This window comes from Pseudomonas sp. Z003-0.4C(8344-21) (genome assembly GCF_900104975.1).
GTDB classification, from domain to species: Bacteria; Pseudomonadota; Gammaproteobacteria; order Pseudomonadales; family Pseudomonadaceae; genus Aquipseudomonas; species Aquipseudomonas granadensis.
This window is the reverse complement of sequence record NZ_LT629756.1, coordinates 3,853,918-3,875,858: the sequence shown is the minus strand read 5'-3', so window position 1 is coordinate 3,875,858 and position 21,941 is coordinate 3,853,918. Positions and strand designations below refer to the sequence as shown.

Genomic DNA, 21,941 nt, shown 5'->3' with positions numbered 1-21,941 from the left:
TCAAGCGACGGCGACGACGTCGAGAATCCGCTGCACCACGCGGTCCTGATCGATGCCTGCGGCTTCGGCTTCAAACGACAGAATGATGCGGTGGCGCAACACGTCGAACAGCACCGCCTGAATGTCTTCCGGGCTGACGAAATCACGACCGGCCAGCCAGGCGTGAGCGCGGGCGCAACGGTCCAGCGCAATCGAACCGCGTGGGCTGGCGCCGTAGGCAATCCACTCGGCCATCTCCGGATCGAATTTGGCCGGGTTGCGCGTGGCCATGACCAGTTGCACCAGGTATTCCTCCACGGCGTCGGCCATGTACAAGCCAAGAATTTCCTTGCGCGCGGCGAAAATCGCCTGCTGGCTGACGCGGCGCTCGGGTTTGGTTTCGCCGTTCAGCGCTTCGCCCCGGGCCTGCTGCAGAATGCGCCGCTCGACGGCAGCGTCGGGGAAGCCGATCTTGACGTGCATGAGGAAACGGTCGAGCTGCGCTTCCGGCAGCGGATAGGTGCCTTCCTGCTCGATCGGATTCTGCGTGGCCATCACCAGAAACAGCGGCGACAGTTCGTAGGTGCTGCGCCCGACGCTGACCTGACGCTCGGCCATTGCTTCGAGCAACGCCGATTGCACCTTGGCCGGGGCACGGTTGATTTCGTCCGCCAGCACCAGGTTGTGGAAAATCGGCCCTTGCTGGAACACGAAGCTGCCGGTTTCCGGGCGATAGATCTCGGTGCCGGTGATGTCGGCTGGCAACAGGTCAGGGGTGAACTGGATGCGATGGAACTGGGCTTCGATGCCCTCGGCGAGTTCTTTGATCGCTTTGGTCTTGGCCAGTCCCGGAGCGCCCTCGACCAGCATGTGGCCGTCGGCGAGCAGGGCGATGAGCAAACGCTCGATGAGCTTTTCCTGGCCGAGAATCTGCGTTGAAAGAAAGGTTCGCAGCGCCAGCAGCGCTTCACGATGTTCCATCGGTGACGGTTCCTGCAAAGGGGTGGCCACAGGCGTTCGCTAACGCTGTGGCTGGGGGCGTTACTTTAATCCATCGCGGGGGGTGGCGACTAACGGCATTTTGCGCAAAGTGCGGGAAATGCCTGGGGGATTTGTCGGGATTTTGTAGCGGGGGCGTGCTGAGGTGACAGTTCCGGCCCCATCGCTGGCAAGCCAGCTCCCACAGGTTCCTGCGTTGTGCGTGCGATCTGTGCAACACATCGATCACTGTGGGAGCTGGCTTGCCAGCGATGGGGCCAACCCAAACGGTATTAAACTTCGCTAATGAAGGTACCCGTCCCATCAAGGATGTTCTTGAGGGTCTCGACAACCTCATCCCTATCCACCATATCCGGATTGAAGCTGATCTCCAGCACATCATCTCCATTCAACGCATCGGCATCTGCCGCAGCAATCTCAATCTTCAACAGACTCGCACTCAAGGTGACCTTGACCCCGTCGAGAGTAGAAGGCTCGCCATCCAGCGTGATCTCCAGCTCATCCTCGTCCGGGTAGCGGCTCATCAGGAACATCTCGCCCTTGTCGCTGTGGCAGCAGAGCATGGCCATGTTGTCTTCTTCGTCATCGCACGGGTTGACGATGAGGAGGGCGGTGGTCATTTGCATGGGAGGATTCCTGATGAGGCGCGAGAAAAAATACAAGTTTGCCACCCAAGGGAAATTTTTTCTGCTTTCGCGTGATTCTTTTCTAAGTGCTATCCATTTTTTTATGTTTTGGCAAGGGATGTAGTAAAGGCAGCGGTGTATAAGAATAGGCACCAGAAGAAAAAGGAAAAAAGATAGCGCTGCGTTGTGTGTGGAGAAGAAAACGATATTTAGCCCAAATAAATTTCCGTACTTGCCTTCGGCTGTTCCGAGATCGGTTGAGGTTAAATAAAAAAACCAGATGAACAGGGCTGAGAGAATCAGGCCGCTCAAAAGCACACATAGATATCGCTTGAGTGTCATCTGGTCGAACTGTCGCGAATCAAACTTTTCAATGAATGCATGGCGCATTGAGACGATAGCAAGTAATGGCCCGAAAACGGCAATGTAGTTTGCAGTCGCTTTTGAGCTAAAAGGGAAAAATGACGACCAAAAACCAATCAGCCCAAACAGTTGTTCGTCAAGAAAATTATCAATCGTCACATCCAGGCTTGATTGCGGCACGGCGGGAAGCACTAAATTTATGAGGAAAATAGGAGCGGTATAAACTCCGAGTGCAAGCAATGGCAAAGACTCTTTGAGTATTGTTTGTGTCATAAGCTGCACCCGGGCGCGAGGAAGTTTCATCGTCTTCATAGCGAGGGGGCGGAATTTAAAAAAAACGACCCCTGCTACATTCTTATCGTTGGTCGGTCCATTTAGCGAATTGGTCAAGGATCAAGTCGTTTATTTTTTCGACATTTTTGGCATCCAAGAGGGACGCGATCAAGGCTATGATCAAGCCAACGGCGATGATACCTATCGCGCTAGCGGCAACGCCGAGATTGATCATCGGAACCAGTGCCGCCAGCGCCGCCCCTGCGCCCATGCCGACTGCAATGCTTTCCAGTTCAAGCATCAGAGGTTTCCAATTGCCGTCCTTGAAGCCAGTGACGGTCTTGTCGACCACCGAATGTGCCTGAACCATTTTGCCTGCAACACCAAATCCTTTCGCAAGCCGATTCACATGGTCCATGTAGGTAGCCTTGTCCAGCGCGTTGAGTGCTTCCACAACTGCTCGAGTGTCTTGTGGGCTAAGCTTCGCATGAGGGTTGGACCGCACCTTTTCAAAAGTTTGCATCGCCTCGTTGTAGTTTCTGATCTTCTTCCCGGTAATGTCCTTTTGCAGATCCATGACCACTTGGTGCAGATTGGCGCCGTATTTCTCGAAGATGTATTGGTTCGCGTCTGCGACAAAAGCTACTGCACGCTTGTGCTCATCGATTTGTCTGGATTGCTCCTCTTCTTCAATTCTCGCTTTCTCGTCAGCGATGCGTGTGGCCTCGGCAATGGCAGCCAGACGTGCCTGCTCTTGCGCCTGTTGGCGCGCTTGCTCGATCTGGCGAGCTGCATCAGCAGCTTGTTGCACGGCAATAGCCTCAGCCTGGCGACGTTCCACTTCTGCATACAACTTCGTTTGTCTGTTCTGAAGGCTTGCGATTTGATCGTTGAGGATCATTGCGTTGTAAGTGGCCTCCAGTTTTGCATATAGCTTCGCATTTTTAACAATCTTCAGTTGCTCTTGAAATTCGTTATTTTTCCTGAATAATAATTCGTTGACTATGTTCAAGGTGCGTGAAAGCCATGCGTCGGGTGTCACGTTTGCAAGGGGAGGGTGCGTATTGTCGGTCTGGTTTAATTCAGACTGCAGAGTGGTTTCGAGATTTTGTTTACGTGCATGAAAGTCATTCTGGATGGCGAGGGTGAATCCATGCATTGGATTACCCAAAGGATAGTTCTTGCGTATGTCGCCGCGAATCTTGTTTGGGTTCAGATTGATGATTTCCCACGAGCCATCGCCGTAAGTGATTATTCCCGGTAATTCAAGTTGAGGCATTTGCAAGGTCCTTGCGCTTTTGATGCCCGATCCGTCGGGCGTCAGGTGTTTCATATTGTTAGCGCTCTATGCAAAATCGAACAGATCGCTATGTCCTAAAGTGTTCTGATAATCGTGTGGGGCATTTCGATGCGGTTTGTAAGAAAAGATGAAGGGTTTTTAACTGATTGTTTTCATGTGATTTGTTTAAGTGAGTATTGATAAGTTCGGCAATACTGGATGGTGTGGTCAGTGCTCGCGGTAACGCTGTTTTCGAATAGTCACTGCGCCTGCAAACCGATCCGCGTCAACCGCCTGCGCTGAACCGGATGCGGCGACCAGGGTCCGTAAAAAGGCCGTAAGGGTTTTCGTTTCCGGATATGTAAGGTCCAAAAGGGGGAGGCTGGCACGGAAGTCCTGCAAATCCGGGCTTTCGAACCTGCGTTCTGCCTCTCGCCTGCTAGGGTTGAAGCAGGCTAAACCCAGCATTTACGTGCCGATGACCGAATATGTCGCAGCACCGCAAGCAGACACATTGTCGCACCCTTTAAGCTGCGCATCGGATGGACACCCGTAAAGGCATTGTCGGCAGTCAGGACAGTCGCTTTTGCAGCTGCCCATCCAATGGAAGGTGAATGTGACCTGAGGGTCTCGTCCAGCTTCACCCACCTGTCACCCTGTTTCCTCTGCCCGAGAATCAGGAACAGGGCGACACAGGCCCCGAAAGGGGTGTTGCACGCGACGCTTTCCATCAATAACAAGCTTAAGCGGAGTACCACAGATGGCGTTCTTCACCGCAGCCAGCAAAGCCGACTTCCAGCACCAACTGCAAGCGGCACTGGCGCAGCACATCAGTGAACAGGCACTGCCACAAGTGGCGCTGTTCGCTGAACAATTCTTCGGCATCATTTCTCTGGACGAGCTGACTCAACGTCGTCTCTCCGACCTCGCTGGCTGTACTCTTTCCGCGTGGCGCCTGCTTGAGCGCTTCGATCACGCGCAACCGCAAGTGCGCGTCTACAACCCTGATTACGAACGCCACGGCTGGCAATCGACCCACACCGCGGTCGAAGTCCTGCACCACGACCTGCCATTTCTGGTCGACTCGGTCCGCACCGAGCTGAACCGCCGCGGCTACAGCATCCACACCCTGCAAACCACCGTGCTCAGCGTACGCCGTGGCAGCAAGGGCGAGCTGCTGGAAATCCTGCCAAAAGGCAGCACCGGCGAAGATGTACTGCACGAATCGCTGATGTACCTGGAAATCGACCGCTGCGCCAACGCGGCCGAGCTGAACGTGCTGAGCAAAGAGCTGGAACAGGTTCTCGGTGAAGTCCGCGTCGCGGTCGCCGATTTCGAGCCGATGAAGGCCAAGGTCCAGGAAATCCTCGGCAAGCTCGACGGCAGTGCATTCGCCATCGACGCCGATGAAAAGAACGAAATCAAAAGCTTCCTGGAATGGCTGGTGGGCAACCATTTCACCTTCCTCGGCTACGAAGAATTCGTGGTTACCGATCAGGCCGACGGCGGCCACATCGAGTATGACCAGAACTCCTTCCTCGGCCTGACCAAACTGCTGCGCACCGGCCTGACCTACGAAGACCTGCGCATCGAAGACTACGCCGTAGCCTACTTGCGTGAACCGACCCCGCTGTCGTTCGCCAAGGCCGCGCATCCGAGCCGTGTTCACCGTCCGGCTTACCCTGACTACGTGTCGATCCGCGAGATCGACGCCGACGGCAAGGTCATCAAGGAACACCGCTTTATGGGCCTGTACACCTCCTCGGTGTATGGCGAAAGCGTGCGGGTCATTCCGTTCATTCGTCGCAAGGTCGAAGAAATCGAGCGTCGCTCCGGCTTCCAGTCCAAGGCTCACCTGGGCAAGGAACTGGCGCAGGTGCTCGAAGTGCTGCCGCGTGACGACCTGTTCCAGACCCCGGTCGACGAACTGTTCACCACGGTGATGTCGATCGTGCAGATCCAGGAACGCAACAAGATCCGCGTGTTCCTGCGCAAAGACCCGTACGGGCGTTTCTGCTACTGCCTGGCCTACGTGCCGCGCGACATCTATTCCACCGAGGTTCGCCAGAAGATCCAGCAAGTGCTGATGGAGCGCCTGAAGGCCTCCGATTGCGAATTCTGGACGTTCTTCTCCGAGTCGGTACTGGCGCGCGTGCAGTTGATTCTGCGCGTCGACCCGAAAAACCGTCTCGACATCGACCCGGTGCTGCTGGAAAAAGAAGTGGTTCAGGCCTGCCGCAGCTGGCAGGACGACTACGCTGCACTGACCGTCGAAAGCTTCGGCGAAGCCCACGGCACCAACGTGCTGGCGGATTTCCCGAAAGGTTTCCCGGCCGGCTACCGCGAGCGTTTCGCTGCGCATTCGGCCGTGGTCGACATGCAGCACCTGCTGAGCCTCAACGAAAAGAATCCGCTGGTGATGAGCTTCTATCAGCCGTTGGGGCAGGTTTCCGGCCAGCGCGAGCTGCATTGCAAGCTGTATCACGCCGACACGCCGCTGGCGCTGTCCGACGTATTGCCGATCCTGGAAAACCTTGGCCTGCGTGTGCTGGGTGAATTCCCGTACCGTCTGCGTCATACCAATGGCCGCGAGTTCTGGATTCACGACTTTGCGTTCACCGCCGCTGAAGGCCTGGACCTCGACATCCAGCAACTCAACGACACCCTGCAGGACGCCTTCGTCCACATCGTAAGCGGCGATGCCGAAAACGATGCGTTCAACCGTCTGGTACTGACCGCCGGCCTGCCATGGCGCGACGTTGCGCTGCTGCGTGCTTACGCCCGTTACCTGAAGCAGATTCGTCTGGGCTTCGATCTGGGTTATATCGCCAGCACCCTGAACAACCACACCGACATCGCTCGCGAACTGACCCGGTTGTTCAAGACTCGCTTCTACCTGGCGCGCAAGCTCAGCGACGATGATCTCGAAGACAAGCAATTGCGTCTGGAACAAGCGATTCTGACTGCACTGGACGATGTTCAGGTGCTCAACGAAGACCGCATCCTGCGTCGTTACCTTGACCTGATCAAAGCCACGCTGCGCACCAACTTCTATCAGACCGACGCCAAGGGCCAGAACAAGTCGTACTTCAGCTTCAAGTTCAACCCGCACGCGATCCCTGAACTGCCGAAGCCGGTACCGAAGTTCGAAATCTTCGTCTACTCGCCACGCGTTGAAGGCGTGCACCTGCGCTTCGGTAACGTCGCACGTGGTGGCCTGCGCTGGTCCGACCGTGAAGAAGACTTCCGTACTGAAGTTCTCGGTCTGGTGAAAGCCCAGCAAGTGAAGAACTCGGTCATCGTGCCGGTGGGCGCGAAGGGCGGCTTCCTGCCTCGTCGTCTGCCACTGGGCGGCAGCCGTGACGAGATCGCGGCCGAGGGCATCGCCTGCTACCGCATCTTCATTTCCGGTCTGCTGGACATCACCGACAACCTGAAGGACGGCGCGCTGGTACCGCCGGCCAACGTTGTGCGCCATGACAACGATGACCCGTATCTGGTGGTGGCAGCGGATAAAGGCACTGCGACCTTCTCCGACATCGCCAACGGCATCGCCATCGACTACGGCTTCTGGCTGGGTGACGCGTTTGCGTCCGGTGGTTCGGCCGGTTACGACCACAAGAAAATGGGCATCACTGCCAAAGGCGCGTGGGTCGGCGTACAGCGCCACTTCCGCGAGCGCGGCATCAATGTTCAGGAAGACAGCATCACTGTGGTGGGCGTCGGCGACATGGCCGGTGACGTGTTCGGTAACGGCCTGTTGATGTCCGACAAGCTGCAACTGGTCGCGGCCTTCAACCACATGCACATCTTCATCGACCCGAATCCGAACCCGGCGACCAGCTTCGTCGAGCGTCAGCGTCTGTTCGACCTGCCGCGATCGGCCTGGACCGACTACGACACCAGCATCATGTCCGAAGGTGGCGGGATCTTCTCGCGCAGCGCGAAGAGCATCGCGATCAGCCCGCAGATGAAAGAACGCTTCGACATCAAGGCCGACAAGCTGACCCCGACCGAACTGCTCAATGCCTTGCTCAAGGCCCCGGTGGATCTGCTGTGGAACGGCGGTATCGGCACGTACGTCAAGGCCAGCACCGAAAGCCACGCCGATGTCGGCGACAAGGCCAACGATGCACTGCGCGTCAACGGCAACGAGCTGCGCTGCAAAGTCGTGGGCGAGGGCGGTAACCTCGGCATGACCCAACTGGGTCGCGTGGAGTTCGGTCTCAATGGCGGCGGTTCCAACACCGACTTCATCGACAACGCCGGTGGTGTGGACTGCTCCGACCACGAAGTGAACATCAAGATCCTGCTGAACGAAGTGGTTCAGGCCGGCGACATGACCGACAAGCAACGCAACCAGTTGCTGGCGAGCATGACCGACGAAGTCGGCAATCTGGTGCTGGGCAACAACTACAAGCAGACTCAGGCCCTGTCCCTGGCGGCGCGTCGTGCCTATGCGCGCATCGCTGAGTACAAGCGTCTGATGAGCGATCTTGAAGGCCGCGGCAAGCTGGACCGCGCCATCGAGTTCCTGCCGACCGAAGAGCAACTGGCCGAGCGTATCGCTGAAGGCCACGGTCTGACGCGTCCAGAGCTGTCGGTGCTGATTTCCTACAGCAAGATCGACCTCAAGGAGCAACTGCTTGGCTCGCAGGTACCGGACGACGATTACCTGACCCGCGACATGGAAACGGCGTTCCCGCCGACCCTGGTCAGCAAGTTCTCCGAAGCCATGCGTCGTCACCGTCTGAAGCGCGAGATCGTCAGCACCCAGATCGCCAACGACCTGGTCAACCACATGGGCATCACCTTCGTTCAACGACTCAAAGAGTCGACCGGCATGAGCCCGGCGAATGTGGCCGGTGCTTATGTGATCGTGCGTGACATTTTCCATCTTCCGCACTGGTTCCGTCAGATCGAAGCGCTGGACTATCAGGTCTCCGCTGACGTGCAGCTGGAGCTGATGGACGAGCTGATGCGTCTGGGTCGCCGTGCCACGCGCTGGTTCCTGCGTGCCCGTCGCAACGAGCAGAACGCTGCCCGTGACGTCGCGCATTTCGGTCCGCACCTGAAAGAGCTGGGTCTGAAACTCGACGAGCTGCTGAGCGGCGAAATCCGCGAAAACTGGCAGGCGCGTTATCAGGCTTACGTCGCCGCCGGTGTGCCGGAATTGCTGGCGCGTATGGTTGCGGGCACTTCGCACCTGTACACGCTGCTGCCGATCATCGAAGCCTCGGACGTTACCGGGCAGAACCCGGCCGAGGTGGCCAAGGCCTACTTCGCCGTGGGTTCGGCGCTGGACATCACCTGGTACCTGCAACAGATCAGCGCACTGCCGGTTGAAAACAACTGGCAGGCGCTGGCCCGTGAAGCGTTCCGTGACGACGTCGACTGGCAGCAACGCGCGATCACCATCTCCGTCCTGCAACAGGGCGACGGCACCCAGGACGTGGAAACACGCCTGGCGCTGTGGATGGAACAGCACGAAAGCATGATCTCGCGCTGGCGCGCCATGCTGGTGGAAATCCGCGCCGCGAGCGGCACGGACTACGCCATGTACGCGGTGGCCAACCGCGAGCTGCTGGATCTGGCGTTGAGCGGGCAGACCATCGTGCCTGTGGCTGCTGCGAATGCCGAGCTTGAATTGGCGTAAGTAGTGGTTGAATGAGAAAGCCCCGGTATCGTGAGATGCCGGGGCTTTTTATTGTCGGTTATTTATTCAATGCGTTGATCACGCTTGAGCGTAGGGCACATCGGAAGTCGGATAATCGACATTCCGCTCAAGAATCTCCAGATTGAACGTCACCGGGTCACCCGGTGCGTCGCCATACGTGTAGACGTATACGTCTTCGCGTAATTGTCTATTGATGAAACCCGCGTTTCGAGCTCGCAGATAAACCGTTGCGTGACTGCCTTCAAGGTTGTCCAGGGTTACAAGTTCGCTATTGGAATTATAAAGATTGAACGACGTAGTATCACCACCCGCTGCCGGGAATGCACCAAGAATACGATCATCATTCTTGCTGAAAAAATTACCAAAATAGTGACTGCTACGGATCTGAATATTGTAGTAATCATCGTAACAACGGAAGTAAGCCACTATGTGGACAGGGTTGATGCCGTTTTCGTAATAGGGCGCCATTATGTTTAGTCGCGAATAGGCATGAGCGGTAGTAAGAAGATGCCCCGACCCCTTCAACTCATCGGCATCAGGGTGTTGATCGAAGTACGTCATGCGCGTCGCGCTGCATGTAACTCTGGCTATGAAGGATTTCTCTACGTTAGTGCTCATCATGTTCTCGTCCATTCCTTGGCGATTATCAACAGTGTGAATGTCTGTTTAGCATTCGCATATGGACATTAATGGGTGCTACTGACGAAGTCCAAAAGGATTACGTGTGGGGATATGTACGGGCGACAAAACTTCGCCAGTGCAACTCCCACACCTGGAAACCATTCTAAAATGTGGGAGCGAGCCTGCTCGCGAAAGATCCTTCGATTAGCGTTTTTTGCTATTGCTGATCCGGCAGCCATTAGTCTTTCAGCGGGATCAGCACGGGTTCATCAGGGGCCAGGACCATGAACACCAACAACCTGGCAGGCTTGCTCTGGCTGGCGTTTTTCGACACCAGATGCTCGGAGCCGGCCGGTTCGTACCAGAACTGACCCTTCTTGTACGTGATGGGTTGTTCACCTTTGACCTGGGAAATCACTTCGCCTTCCAGCACATACGCCATCGCTGTGCCGTCGTGTTTGTGGGCGATAGACGACTGGCCAGGCTGGTAGTCGACCTCGATCATCATGGCTTTTTTGCCGGGGGCGTTTTTGAGGAGTTGCTCTTGCAGTACGGTGACTTTTTCCGAGGGGTCGTGGGCCAGGGCAGCGGTCGAAAGGCTGAAGGCGAGGGCGGCGGCGAGCAGGGGCAGGGCTTTCATGGCAGGTTACCTGTGATGATGGGTGTTGCTGATCACAGTAGTCCGCAGTCTGGAGCATTCAAACGGCCAATGTTCGGGAAGATGGGGTGACCAATTGCCGGTGTCAGAGGGATTTGCGGCGCGGCGCAATACGCCTTCGCGAGCAGGCTCGCTTCCACAGGGATTCGGGGATTGGGTGAGATTTGTGGCTTGGCAAATACCCATGTAGGAGTGAGCCTGCTCGCGATAGCGGTGGGTCAGACAATACCAATGTTGACCAGGCTGACGCCTTCGCGAGCAAGCTCGCTCCCATAGGGTTCGAGGTTGCTCACCTGTCTCGTCAGCAACACGTAACCTTGTGGGAGCGAGCCTGCTCGCGAAGGGGCCGGTTCAGACGATGGGAAAGCTGTTGAAATCCACACTATTGGCCAAGCGGCTATCGATCAGGTCGATAAACCCCTGCGCCTCGGGCCGGTTGAAATGCGCCTGCATCGCCGCTTCCGACTGCCAGCGCGCGCTGACCGTCCAGCGCTGGCTGTCCTCGGGGCAGCGGTCGACCAGGTAGGAATCGCAGCCCGGGGTTTCGCGCAGGGTGTCGACGATTCTCTGCAACTGCTTGCCCAGTTCCTCCGAACGGCCGGCCGCAGCCTGCACCTGCACGGTGTTGATCACTTCGTTGGACATTGCTCACACTCCTGAATCAGGCCGGACGAATCCTGCTCATTGAGGGATAACGCCTGTGCAGAATAGGCCTGCAACCCTCGAAGACCAATAACCAATCGGCGGTTAAATCCTCAGGCCAATGGCTCAGGTGAGCTGTTCGAGGATGTCGCGCAGGCGATCCAGCGCGGTGTCGATGTCCAGGGTTTCGATCGCGCCGAAGCCGAAATACAGACCGTTTTTCGCCGGCTGCTGGTAATAGAAACCGTTGATCGCGTACAGCCCGACTTCGACCTTTTTCGCCAGTTCAATCACCAGCGGCAAGTCGATCGGCACCTTGCACCACACCGTCATGTGGAAACCGGCACTCGGCGGCACCGCTTCCAGCCACGGCGACAGATCGTCCGCCATGCGCACCAGAATGCGCTCGCGGCGCTGCGCATAAATAGTGTGACAGCGACGGATATGCTTGAGCAGGCAACCCTCGGCGATGAACTTGGCCAGCGCCCATTGCGGCAGGGTCGAGGCGTGCAGGTCGGTGAGTTGCTTGGCGCGGATCACCGCTTCGAGGATCGCCGGCGGCAGAATCGCGTAACCCAGACGCAGCTCCGGCAGCAGGGTTTTCGAGAAGGTGCCGACGTAGGCGACGATGCCACGCTGGTCGAGGCTGAACAGCGAATCGGTTGGCCGGCCTTCGTAGCGGAATTCGCTGTCGTAATCGTCCTCGATGACGATTGCGCCCAGCTCATAGGCGCGGGCCAGCAGAGCTTCGCGGCGCCCATGGCTCATCGGCATGCCCAAGGGGAACTGGTGCGAGGGCGTGACATAGACCAGGCGCGTGCCATCGGGAATGTGCTCGACCTGCATGCCTTCGGCATCGACCGGAACGCCGATGACTTCGGCGCCATGGGTGCCAAACAGCAGGCGAGCCGGCGGATAACCGGGATCTTCCATCGCCACGATGCTGCCGGGGCGAGTGAGCACGCGGCTGATCAGGTCCAGCGCCTGTTGCGCGCCGTTGCACACGACGATGTCCTCGTCCTGGCAATTGACCCCGCGGGAAAAGGCGATGTGTCGGGCAATCGCGTTGCGCAGCGCCGGCAGGCCTTCGGGCAGGCTGTAGAAGCCCTTGGACTGGGCCATCTGGCGCATCGCGTGAGACACGCAACGACGCCAGTCATCGTGGGGGAACTGGCCTTTGCTGGTAGCGCCGCCGATGAAGTCGTAGCGCAGCGAACCTTCCAGCGTCGGATGGCGCAAGAATACCGGCAGATTGCACCAGCTCTCGATCACCTCGGCGCTGGCCAGTTCACTGTGGCTCTGCTTGCGCTGGATTTGCGCCGGGCGGGCGTTAACGTAGGTGCCTTTGCCGATGACCCCGGTGAGGAAGTTTTCGTAGGTCAGCTGCGCATAGGTGTCGGAGATGGTCTTTCGTGAGATGCCCAATTGCTCGGCGAGCAAACGGCTGGGCGGCAATTGCGTGCCCGCCGCCAGCCGCCCGGATTCGATCGCCCCGCGCAGTTGTCGATACAACTGACCGGCCAGGTCCTTGCGGCCGTTGATCACGACATGAAGTTCCATACCGATGGGGCTCCGGGGGCGATGAGTGAAGTGTCGGGCAGATTACTGCTATTGGCCGATTGGCAATAGTTGCCTACCGCAAATACCCGGAATTGGCCTACAACCCCTATAGGAGTGAGCCTGCTCGCGATAGCGGTGTGTCAGGCACCAATTAACCAACCGACACACCGCTATCGCGAGCAGGCTCACTCCTACAGGGGATCGCGTGATTCCTAGATTAATGGTGTAGCCATAAATCGAAATATTGGGGCTGTAACCCGCGCCCGCCAACGCTTACGGTGCACTCATCATTCCGTCCACCGAGACCTGCCCATGTCCCCGCGCCTGGATTACTACAACGCTTCGCCCAAGGCGATGAAAGCGATGATTGCCATGGAGGCGCTGACTGCCAACCTGAGCATCGAGCCGCCGCTGCTGCAATTGATCCGGATCCGCGCGTCGCAGCTCAACGGCTGTGCATTCTGTACGGACATGCATTCGGTGGACGCGCGGCGGGCCGGGGAGAGTGATCGGCGTCTGTATGCGATTGCGGTGTGGCGCGACAGCAACTTCTTCAACCCGCGCGAGCGCGCTGCGCTGGCGTGGGCAGAGGCGGTGACGCTGCTGGCGGACAGTCGCGTGCCGGATGACGTTTATCAGCAGGCGCGTGAGCAGTTCAGCGAAGGAGAGCTGGTTGACCTGACCATGGCGGTGACCACGATCAACAGCTGGAATCGCTTGGCGGTGAGTTTTCGCCAGGTGCCGAGCGACTAAGGCAACGCTGATCGTTCCCACGCTCCCGCATCCACGGACGCTCCGCGTTCGGCTCTGGAGGGGACGCGGAGCGTGCCGGGCTGCATTCCCACGCGGAGCGTGGGAACGATCAGTGGGCGAGGGTGGGGTTATTGCGGTGGGCGTTGCGGTTTCACCGATGTGCCGAAGGTATTGCCCATTCGCGTGCTGGTCGCGGCTGGTGTCGCCAGGCCGACCTGATTCGGCGCTCGTTTGTGCACTGGCACATTCAGCGCTTCCAGATTCTTCTGTGCCGCCGCTGCGCCTTCGGGGTTGTTGCCCATTTGCTGGCTCAGGCAGTCGTAATTCGGCGCTTTATAGCCGCCGACCGACACCTCCACGCAACCCAGCGGTTCCTCTGCATAAGCGCCAGACACGGCGGTCAGCAACAGCCCGCCGAGAGTAATTCGCCACAGTGTTTTCATGCTCGCCTCCTGGCCGGCCAATGCGGCCGCGCGATGCCTTGAGTCTAGTGCAAGCCTTGCGTAATTCCCGTGATGGTTTTTTTGCACCGGCCGTCACACCAGATTCATAAACAGCCCTCAGGATGACGATTTTCAAGGATTCGTCAGCCGTGCAGCGAGGCACTTCCCGAGGCGGTTTTCAGCGTTCAACGATTATTGTGCGCCGGATCTGTCTGGGGTGGTTGCTTGGCTGCGCGGCGAGCCCGGTCGGCGCCGAACCGACGCCGGCGGACGTGCGCATGACCCTGCACATTCCGGCGCAGGACCTCGCGCATGCCTTGGACCAGTACAGCCACGCCACCGGCGTCGCGGTGCTGGTCGACAGTCAGTTGAGTCGCGGCCGCCGCTCGTTGGCGGTGGATGGTGAATACACCGCCGCCGATGCCTTGCGCCGACTGCTCGGCGGCAGTGGCTTGATGGCGCGGTATGCCCGCGCCGACGCGTTTACCCTGCAAGTGGCGCAGGTCGAAGACGTGCCAGCGCCGCCGCCAAAGCAGTCGGCGGAAAGCATCGCCGTCAGCCGCAGTTACGCCACGGCGGTGCAGGCCGCGGTCGAGCGCAATCTGTGTCGCTCGCCGCTGACCCGGCCGGGCAGTTACCGCGCGCTGTTGCAGGTCTGGGTCGGGCGCGACGGCGTGGTGCAACACAACCGGTTGGTCACTTCGACCGGCGATGTACGGCGCGACAACGCGCTGGTGGAAAGCTTTCGCCAATTCAGGATCGACCGGCCGACGCCCAGTGCCTTGCGTCAGCCGGTCACGTTGCTGTTGTTACCGGAGTCGTCAGGGAAACGCATGGAATGCACCACATGGGAAGGAGTTTCCGGGGGATGAAAGACACCGGACAAGGGTCGCTGGCGCAACTGTTTCTGACGTCCTACGAGGACTTTCGCGGACGTCTGCGCCGACGTCTCGGCTCGGAGGACCTGGCCAACGACGTGCTACACGAAACCTGGCTGCGCGTCGACCGCATGGAGACGCCGCCGAACGTCCTGCGGCCCAATGCCTACCTCTATCGCATGGCTCTGAACATCGCCGCCGACCGGCGTCAGGCCGACGCGCGCCTGCTCACCGGCGAGGAAGTCGAAGAGCTGCTGCAGATCGGCGACGAATCGCTCGATCCGTCGCGGGTGGTCGGTGGGCAAAAGGAAATCCAGTCACTGCTCAGCGCCCTTTACGAATTGCCCGCGCGACGCCGACGGATCTTCATCGCCGCACGCCTGGAAGAGGCGCCGCACCTGGAAATCTCCCAGCGCTTCGGCATCTCCACGCGCATGGTCGAGAAGGAAATCAAAGCCGCGTTGGGCTACTGCGCAGCGAAACTGGAAAGAAAAGTGTTTCAGCGGTTCGGTCGCGGGGCCGGAAAACCGTCTTCTGAATAGAGCCCGATCAATTGGTTGAGAATCTGCGCGTTTGAACATCTTTCGACTGACCCCTGCCGAACCCTCGGCGGCCGACAATCTGCACAGCGAAGCCCACGACTGGCTGATCCTGCTGACCTCCGGCCGCGCCACCGTCGCCGACGCCCGCGCCCTGCGCGAATGGTGTGCACAGAGCGCCGAACATGCGCAGGCGTTCGAGCAGGCCAAGGTGTTGTGGCACAATCTGCAACCCGCCGCGCAAGGCGTGCAGGCACCACGCGGGTTCGGTCGACGCGCCTTCCTCGGCGGCGCCATCGCCGCATCAGCCGCCTTCCTGCTGGTGCGTGGCACCATCCCCGGCGGCTTCGAAGGGCTCGGCGCCGACTACATCACCGAAGTCGGCCAGCAACGCCGCGTCGAACCGGCGCAAGGCGTGAGCCTGGAACTCAACACCCAGACCCGCATCAACCAGCGCACTGTTGCTGAAGGCGTGCAGGGTTTCGAACTGGTCAGCGGCGAAGTCGAAGTACAAACCGCACGTTTGCCGCTGGCGATGCAGGCCGGAGGCGGGTGGTTACGCGCCAGCCAGGCACGCTTTAACCTGCGCAACACCGATCAACAAGTCTGCGTGACCTGCCTCGACGGCGCGGTCGAAGTCGACGTAGACGGCCGCAGCCTGCGCCTTGAACCCGGCCAGCAAGTCACCTACGACGCCCGCCAAATCGGCAGCGTCCAAACCGTCGACACCGCCGCCGTGATGAACTGGCGCCAACAAGTCCTGGTCTTCAACGGCGCCACCCTCAGCCAGATGATCGACGAAATCAACCGCTACCGCCCCGGCATGCTTCTGCTGCTCAACCGCGACCTCGGCCAACGCCGCGTCCAGGCCCGCTTCAACCTCGACCAACTCGCCGGCGTCGCCCTGCTGATCCGCGACGCCTACGGCATCAAATGCACCGAACTCCCGGGCGGCGTCGTCGTCCTCAGCTAACCCAATCCCTGTGGGAGCTGGCTCGCCAGCGATAACGCCCGCACAGCCACCCAATCCCAAACTGCCCCAACCCAATCCAATTGTAGGAGTGAGCCTGCTCGCGATAGCTACCGACCAGCCAACCCATCTCCCACTGCCCAACCCCAATCCCCGTGGGAGCTGGCCAGCCAGCGATAACGCCCGCACAGCCAACCAACCCCAAACTGACCCAATCCAATCCAATTGTAGGAGCCAGCCTGCTCGCGATAGCCATCCACCAACCAACCCATCTCCCACTGCCCAACCCCAATCCCTGTGGGAGCTGGCTCGCCAGCGATAGCGCCCTCAAAGCCAACCAACCCCAAACTGACCCAACCCAATCCAATTGTAGGAGTGAGCCTGCTCGCGATAGCTACCGACCAGCCAACCCACCTCCCACGGCCCAACCCCAATCCCTGTGGGAGCTGGCCAGCCAGCGATAACGCCCCCACAGCCAACCAATCCCAAACTGCCCCAACCCAATCGTAGGAGTGAGCCTGCTCGCGATAGCTACCGACCAGTCAACCCATCTCCCACTGCCCAACCCCAATCCCTGTGGGAGCTGGCTCGCCAGCGATAGCGCCCGCACAGCCAACCAACCCCAAACTGACCCAACCCAATCCAATTGTAGGAGTGAGCCTGCTCGCGATAGCGCCACACCATCCAACCTCTCCATCAACTGACCCACCGCAATCGCGAGCAGGCTCACTCCTACAAAAAAGCATCACTGCAACGGCCCAATCACCTGCCGATAAACCTCCACCCCCTGCGGCGTCCCCCGGCTCAATCGAATCTCCAACCCCAACGGATCCTCCCGCCGATTCCCACTCAACTGCCGCCAACCCTTGTCCACCTCCCAAACCCGCACCTGCAAATCCCGCACATCCGCCAACACCGCCACCCCAGCCCCAGGCGCCGGCAGCGGATACCGACTGCGCGCCTCAGCCACCGCCCGATACAACGTGTCGCCCTTCAACCACCAGCGCACCCGCTGCAACGCCCCCGGCTGATCCGCCGCCGTGCGAATCACTTCCAGCCTAAACCCCTTGCTGTCACTGCTGCGCACGGTAATCGCGGGCGGCGCGGTCGGCGGCTCATCATCCACACCAACCTTGCGCGGCTCAGTCAACTCAACCCCCGCACGCATATCCACATCGCGCTGCAACTGATTCAACACCCGCAACAACCCGTCGCTCTGCTCACTGCTGGCCTGCAAATGCCGATCCGCCCGCGTCACACTGTCCAGCCCACGCCAGGCAATCAGACTGACCACCGCCATCAACAAAATCGCGACCATCACCTCGATCAGCGTAAACCCCTGTTGAGCCCTCATTGCAGACTGATCCGACCCGAGCCATCACGCAGCACGCTCAACCGATTCAAACCATCGGACAGCGTCATCTGCAACGGCGGATTGATCCACTCAGCATTCAGCACAACCCGCTGCTTCGGCTCCACACGCACCTCGACCTTCGGACTCTGCCACGCACGCGGGCGCAACTGCGCGTCATCCTTGAAATGCTCAAACCCGCGACCACTGTCATTACGCCGACTAAACCGAAACCCCTTGGCATCACTCACCCAGACAATCGGCCGCCCATCCGCACGCGCCTCCGCCTGCGCCACCTGCAGCAACTGCGCCACGCGCTCGGCATCCTTGCGCAGCAACTGCACAGGATCAGGCTTGATACTCAAACTGATCGCCGCACTGGCAATACCGATGATCACCAGCACCACCATCAATTCGATCAGCGTAAAACCCCGTTGCTTGCCCCCGTCCATCGATCGCACGCTCCTTCGCGTCCCGCCATGTCCCGAACAGCCAAGATGCACCGCCAACATGTAAGGCGTGTGAAATAAAACGGAGAGAATTGCCGCGTAGGCTGGCAACAGGGACAAAAAGGAGATTCACCCCATGAGACTCACCACACGCTTTTCCCCACCGCAAATGGCCCAGGCCCTCGCGCTGCTTGCCGCATTGGTGGGCGTCGCGACATGGTCGTCGCTGCTGCTGACCAGCGCCGAATCGCACACACCGGCAGCGGCGCCGCAGTTGCTAGCGGCCAGGAGTGATAGCCCGGCGTTGCAGTGGTTTTCCAACCAGACCGCGCCGGTGGATATCAAGGTGAGCGGGGTGATGGCGGGGAGTCGCGGGGCGGTGGCGATATTGAGTTTGAATGATGGACCGCCGAGGAGTTATTTGGCGGGGGAGAGGGTTGGGGTTGGGGTGAGGTTGGTGGCGGTTGAGGGGGATGGGGTTGTGGTAGAGCAGGGGGGGAGAGGGTGCGGTTGGGGGTTGAGAGGTTGGGGGAGGGGGTGGTTTTGCCTAGGTTGGTGAGGCCGTGATTTTTGGGATTGATTTTGGATGGGGGCCAATTCAAGCGCATTTCAATGAAAATGTTCGGAAAATACGAGAGTCACCGAGATGGCTTCTTGTCAAACAGGCTGGCTGTTAGCAGTATAGTGCTAGCGTCGACACCGCTCGTTCGTGGCGGTAACTATCTGTCAAAAGAGGAAGCCTCCTAACTCAGTATTGAACTAGGAGGCTCTTTACAATGTTTAAACAACTAATTACCGTCAATTGCAGCCGACCTACGCAACTCGATTGTCAGCGATCATGTCGGGAAAACACTCAGCTGAGATAGCGGGCCAGTCTCTATATTTCTTAATAAGCCCGGGATCCTTTTCAAGCTGCTTTTTCATGAGTCTTTTAGCATCCGCATATTGATCAAGAATTGAAAATGCACAAAGTTTGACTTCATCCGATTCGCTCAGGCCAGCTAAATTCCTGAGGGCGACAAGATTAAGTGTAGGGTGTGATAATTTTTTTGCAGCCACTTGCAAATTTATAACGAAAGCTTCCGAATCAAAGTTTTTCAGTTGATCAGTGTACTGGGCGGCAAGCGCTATAATGGTTCTATAGTCTTCCGATTTCAGAAGCAAATATGTTCGTTTGGTGAGATAGTTTTCAAGAGTCGCCCCATCTGCGAACGCACGCTCCAAACTTTGGCTCGCCAATTCAAATTCGCCTTCAAGCGTGTAGATTTCACTCAAGGTCTCATAATAATAACTATTAATGAGTTCGTGTCTTTCTATCTCTAGTTTTGTTCTTAGAATTCCGATTTCTTCAGAGTTAAGCTCAATAGGTAGTTCTAAAATATCACCTATGTACGCACCTAGCTCTTTTTGACTGAGTAAGGCCTCCAAGTCTTTCCTCGCTAGCATCTCATCATTTTCAATTGAAAATAAGTATCTTATCTTCGCAAGACTAATCTTAACGTGCTGATGAGATTCAGGAACATAGATATGGAAAAATCTCCTTATCTTTTCTTTAAGATCATTATTGTCATCAATTCCGTAAACATGGTCGAAAGCCTTGCAAATAACAACGCCCACGCTGCTTTTCTTGTTTAGCGATGACTTGTTCATAAGTTCAATAAACAGTTCTAACAAACCGGACAACTCTGCTTTTTTACAGCCAAAATCAAGCTGGGACTCAAGTAGTTCGATGGTTTGTTGATGTTCGGGATGCCGCATTCTAGCAAGCTTAATCAAATCCGCTACCTCATCCTTGATGCGCTTCCTTTGATCCACATCCTTTGAACGATGGTACAGCAAAGAGAAAAGATCCATGGTTTTGTCCCAGGCTGAGTTATCCAAGCTGGGATCGATAGCCAGACTTTTTTCCAAGTGTTCTCTCGCTAGCTTAACTAAGCTTTCATCAATGCCCGTGCCCTGCATAATGATTCGGATTATCGTGTTGGCTGCATTATTCCTTACGGATACACTGTAAGGATACTTAGAGACCAACTCAGTGTAAAAGCTATTGCGTTCAGGAAGCTTTTTGATTGATGTGGCTTTTTTTAAATGATAGCCGACGTTATTTGGATCAAGCTCAATTAGCTTATCGCACCAATAGGTTACTTTTTGATCGTCACCGAGCTTTATATGTATAGTTATAAACTGCTCAATATATATTTTTTTCTCTACAGCGTTGCTGGCCTTTAAATAGTGAATATTGCACATTTCCAACGCATTAGCTAGATCAAGGCTCTCGGTCAACGATCGTATTTCCAAGAGATTACGCACATCTTTCACACCTAGGCGAGACGACTCATTTGCCTGGGATAATTGCTTAATGAAACTTGATATATCTTTTGAGTCACCATCCTCTTTTATAGAAAGAATCTCTTTACCGATTACATCATTTTTCGACAAGCCAAAGCTATCTTCTACTATCTGGCGAATTGTCATTTCTAACTTTGACTGTTTTGTGCTTGAGTTTAGGTTTAGTTCCTTGTCGATAGTTTGGGAGTGTATTTCAGCAAATAGTTCATCAAATCCATCTATTAGAACGGGATAAACTTTGTCTTTCCAAATAAGGTTTCGTAAGTTATGACAGACTTCATCGCCTGGGCGCAAACACCAATAGATACCGTTTTTAAGATAATTTTCTTGCTTAACTAGGAACTCCAAGACATCCATAATGGACCGATCGCACCCAGAATACCCAACAACAATGAGTCCGTATTCTTTACAGAATTCAACAAACTTTTCTTTGGTATTTTGCTCTAAGGATTCCGTTTCCCTAAGAGTGCTTTTTATATCATCAAATAAATAGTCTCCATGCAGCTTTACTATCTTCGGTCTTTTAGATGTGATTGATACAGATCTAATTGAGGAGTCATGGGCGCAAACAATTGGTCTTTTATTTGAGAATACGTAAAAAGCTTCGTTAATTAAATCATCAAAATTTGTGGTGAAGATCGTGTTGAAATAATTGTAATCTACCAGCGAGACCAAGTATGAGTAACCGATAGAGGGTAATTTGCTATCTACTTCCTGCTCTACAAAACGTCGCCGTTGTGTCGGAAGGTCGAATTTTTTCTCGAACAACGACGAGTAGGGGTTGTCCGAGTTGTACCAACTAGGGTGCTCTTTCTCAAAATAGCTTTTCGCCTGATGAGCATCTAGCGATTTGATTCGTTTGAAGCGCTCGTATAGCTCATTGGCCCATTCATCGGTAAGCTGGCCCGCCGTCCTAATGCCAGAGGTGACAGAGGCTCCAGCTCCCAAAAAAATGCTGTAGTTTGCCGGACTACTTTCTTCTTTAGTTTTTATATGGCGAATAAGATCCGTGACAGTTCTTAGCTTATGTGTAAGCTCGCCGGCTTGCCCATCCTTATTTCCAAAAATATCCTCTGCTTTCATCGCTGCTCCCTATTGTATTTATTTCAGCTTCCGATCGACAAGCCTTTCGTGGATGTGCATCTTTATGCAATCACTTCTCACTGTGCCTGATTAAGCAGACAGGGTGATAGTGGCCATTCAATGTCTTCGTGTCCACAAGTTATTAGTTCTTTTCGAAATAACTTCCTAAAAAATACTATCGTGATGGAATATAGAGATAAGCTTCTGCTCCCGAGGGCTCGATGGCGGTCTCTAGCGATTGCGTTGACGATGGGAATGTGGATAACAAAAGTCCGCAGAACCTCGCACTCGAACATCTGAAAGTACGGAGTTTCAATATTTCCGCTCAGGCTCATTCATCGCGCTTTTTCCTTAGTCCCTATTGGCAACGCTAACGGATTACCTAGCGACCCGCCGCTATTCTGGTTTCTGCCCATCGAATGAATGCGATTGAGATTGCGCTATTGAGA

The 21,941-nt window shown here is 56.5% G+C and carries 16 protein-coding genes and 1 pseudogene; 6 read left to right on the top strand and 11 right to left on the bottom strand.

Annotated elements, in window-relative coordinates; translation table 11 throughout:
• The 3 genes from BLU24_RS17495 to BLU24_RS17485 all read right to left on the bottom strand — a co-directional run bounded on the left by BLU24_RS17495 (position 1) and on the right by BLU24_RS17485 (position 3,519).
• Positions 1-960, bottom strand: a complete 960-nt coding sequence (locus tag BLU24_RS17495; protein WP_007913915.1) for an AAA family ATPase — start codon at positions 958-960, stop codon at positions 1-3.
• A gap of 290 nt (positions 961-1,250) precedes the next feature.
• On the bottom strand, positions 1,251-1,604 hold the full coding sequence (locus BLU24_RS17490) for a hypothetical protein (protein WP_093106803.1): 354 nt from the start codon (positions 1,602-1,604) through the stop codon (positions 1,251-1,253).
• A 718-nt stretch (positions 1,605-2,322) separates the two neighbouring features.
• Positions 2,323-3,519: a colicin-like pore-forming protein gene (locus BLU24_RS17485; RefSeq protein WP_157720858.1), complete on the bottom strand. Its 1,197-nt coding sequence runs from the start codon at positions 3,517-3,519 to the stop codon at positions 2,323-2,325.
• A gap of 760 nt (positions 3,520-4,279) precedes the next feature.
• Here BLU24_RS17485 and BLU24_RS17480 point away from each other — a divergent pair.
• Positions 4,280-9,175 carry an NAD-glutamate dehydrogenase gene (locus BLU24_RS17480; protein ID WP_093102158.1) on the top strand — a complete coding sequence of 1,632 codons (4,896 nt, stop codon included), beginning with the start codon at positions 4,280-4,282 and terminating at the stop codon, positions 9,173-9,175.
• 78 nt (positions 9,176-9,253) lie between these two features.
• Here BLU24_RS17480 and BLU24_RS17475 read toward each other — a convergent pair whose 3' ends face one another.
• From BLU24_RS17475 to pdxR, 4 genes are all read right to left on the bottom strand, one after another.
• Positions 9,254-9,817 (bottom strand): hypothetical protein, encoded by a 564-nt coding sequence (locus tag BLU24_RS17475; RefSeq protein WP_093102156.1) that lies wholly within the window; start codon positions 9,815-9,817, stop codon positions 9,254-9,256.
• Between the two features lie 238 nt (positions 9,818-10,055).
• Positions 10,056-10,457, bottom strand: a complete 402-nt coding sequence (locus BLU24_RS17470) for a cupin domain-containing protein (RefSeq protein WP_093102153.1) — start codon at positions 10,455-10,457, stop codon at positions 10,056-10,058.
• A gap of 369 nt (positions 10,458-10,826) precedes the next feature.
• On the bottom strand, positions 10,827-11,120 hold the full coding sequence (locus BLU24_RS17465) for a putative quinol monooxygenase (protein ID WP_093102151.1): 294 nt from the start codon (positions 11,118-11,120) through the stop codon (positions 10,827-10,829).
• Between the two features lie 123 nt (positions 11,121-11,243).
• The gene (pdxR, locus tag BLU24_RS17460) at positions 11,244-12,677 is read right to left on the bottom strand and encodes a MocR-like pyridoxine biosynthesis transcription factor PdxR (RefSeq protein WP_093102149.1); all 1,434 of its coding nucleotides are present in this window, start codon (positions 12,675-12,677) and stop codon (positions 11,244-11,246) included.
• A 312-nt stretch (positions 12,678-12,989) separates the two neighbouring features.
• Between pdxR and BLU24_RS17455 the strand changes: the two genes are divergently transcribed.
• The gene (locus tag BLU24_RS17455) at positions 12,990-13,430 is read left to right on the top strand and encodes a carboxymuconolactone decarboxylase family protein (RefSeq protein WP_090282959.1); all 441 of its coding nucleotides are present in this window, start codon (positions 12,990-12,992) and stop codon (positions 13,428-13,430) included.
• A gap of 128 nt (positions 13,431-13,558) precedes the next feature.
• Here BLU24_RS17455 and BLU24_RS17450 read toward each other — a convergent pair whose 3' ends face one another.
• Positions 13,559-13,873 carry a hypothetical protein gene (locus tag BLU24_RS17450; RefSeq protein WP_093102144.1) on the bottom strand — a complete coding sequence of 105 codons (315 nt, stop codon included), beginning with the start codon at positions 13,871-13,873 and terminating at the stop codon, positions 13,559-13,561.
• 122 nt (positions 13,874-13,995) lie between these two features.
• Between BLU24_RS17450 and BLU24_RS17445 the strand changes: the two genes are divergently transcribed.
• The 3 genes from BLU24_RS17445 to BLU24_RS17435 are packed head-to-tail and all read left to right on the top strand — an operon-like array spanning position 13,996 to position 16,263.
• Positions 13,996-14,745, top strand: a complete 750-nt coding sequence (locus tag BLU24_RS17445) for a secretin and TonB N-terminal domain-containing protein (protein ID WP_442965756.1) — start codon at positions 13,996-13,998, stop codon at positions 14,743-14,745.
• Positions 14,742-15,293: an RNA polymerase sigma factor gene (locus tag BLU24_RS17440; protein WP_090282961.1), complete on the top strand. Its 552-nt coding sequence runs from the start codon at positions 14,742-14,744 to the stop codon at positions 15,291-15,293. Before BLU24_RS17445 ends, BLU24_RS17440 begins: the two co-directional genes overlap by 4 nt.
• A 31-nt stretch (positions 15,294-15,324) precedes the next feature.
• Positions 15,325-16,263, top strand: a complete 939-nt coding sequence (locus tag BLU24_RS17435) for a FecR family protein (protein ID WP_093102141.1) — start codon at positions 15,325-15,327, stop codon at positions 16,261-16,263.
• Between the two features lie 742 nt (positions 16,264-17,005).
• On the opposite strand, the gene BLU24_RS17430 is transcribed toward BLU24_RS17435, so the two are convergent.
• Both BLU24_RS17430 and gspH read right to left on the bottom strand, forming a co-directional pair.
• The gene (locus BLU24_RS17430; protein ID WP_093102138.1) at positions 17,006-17,614 is read right to left on the bottom strand and encodes a prepilin-type N-terminal cleavage/methylation domain-containing protein; all 609 of its coding nucleotides are present in this window, start codon (positions 17,612-17,614) and stop codon (positions 17,006-17,008) included.
• The gene (gene gspH / locus BLU24_RS17425) at positions 17,611-18,063 is read right to left on the bottom strand and encodes a type II secretion system minor pseudopilin GspH (protein WP_093102135.1); all 453 of its coding nucleotides are present in this window, start codon (positions 18,061-18,063) and stop codon (positions 17,611-17,613) included. Before gspH ends, BLU24_RS17430 begins: the two co-directional genes overlap by 4 nt.
• A gap of 133 nt (positions 18,064-18,196) precedes the next feature.
• Between gspH and BLU24_RS28100 the strand changes: the two are divergent.
• A pseudogene (locus tag BLU24_RS28100) lies at positions 18,197-18,627 on the top strand (type II secretion system protein N).
• A 246-nt stretch (positions 18,628-18,873) separates the two neighbouring features.
• On the opposite strand, the gene BLU24_RS17415 reads toward BLU24_RS28100, so the two are convergent.
• The gene (locus BLU24_RS17415) at positions 18,874-21,492 is read right to left on the bottom strand and encodes an SIR2 family protein (protein WP_093102132.1); all 2,619 of its coding nucleotides are present in this window, start codon (positions 21,490-21,492) and stop codon (positions 18,874-18,876) included.
• Positions 21,493-21,941 lie beyond the last annotated feature (449 nt).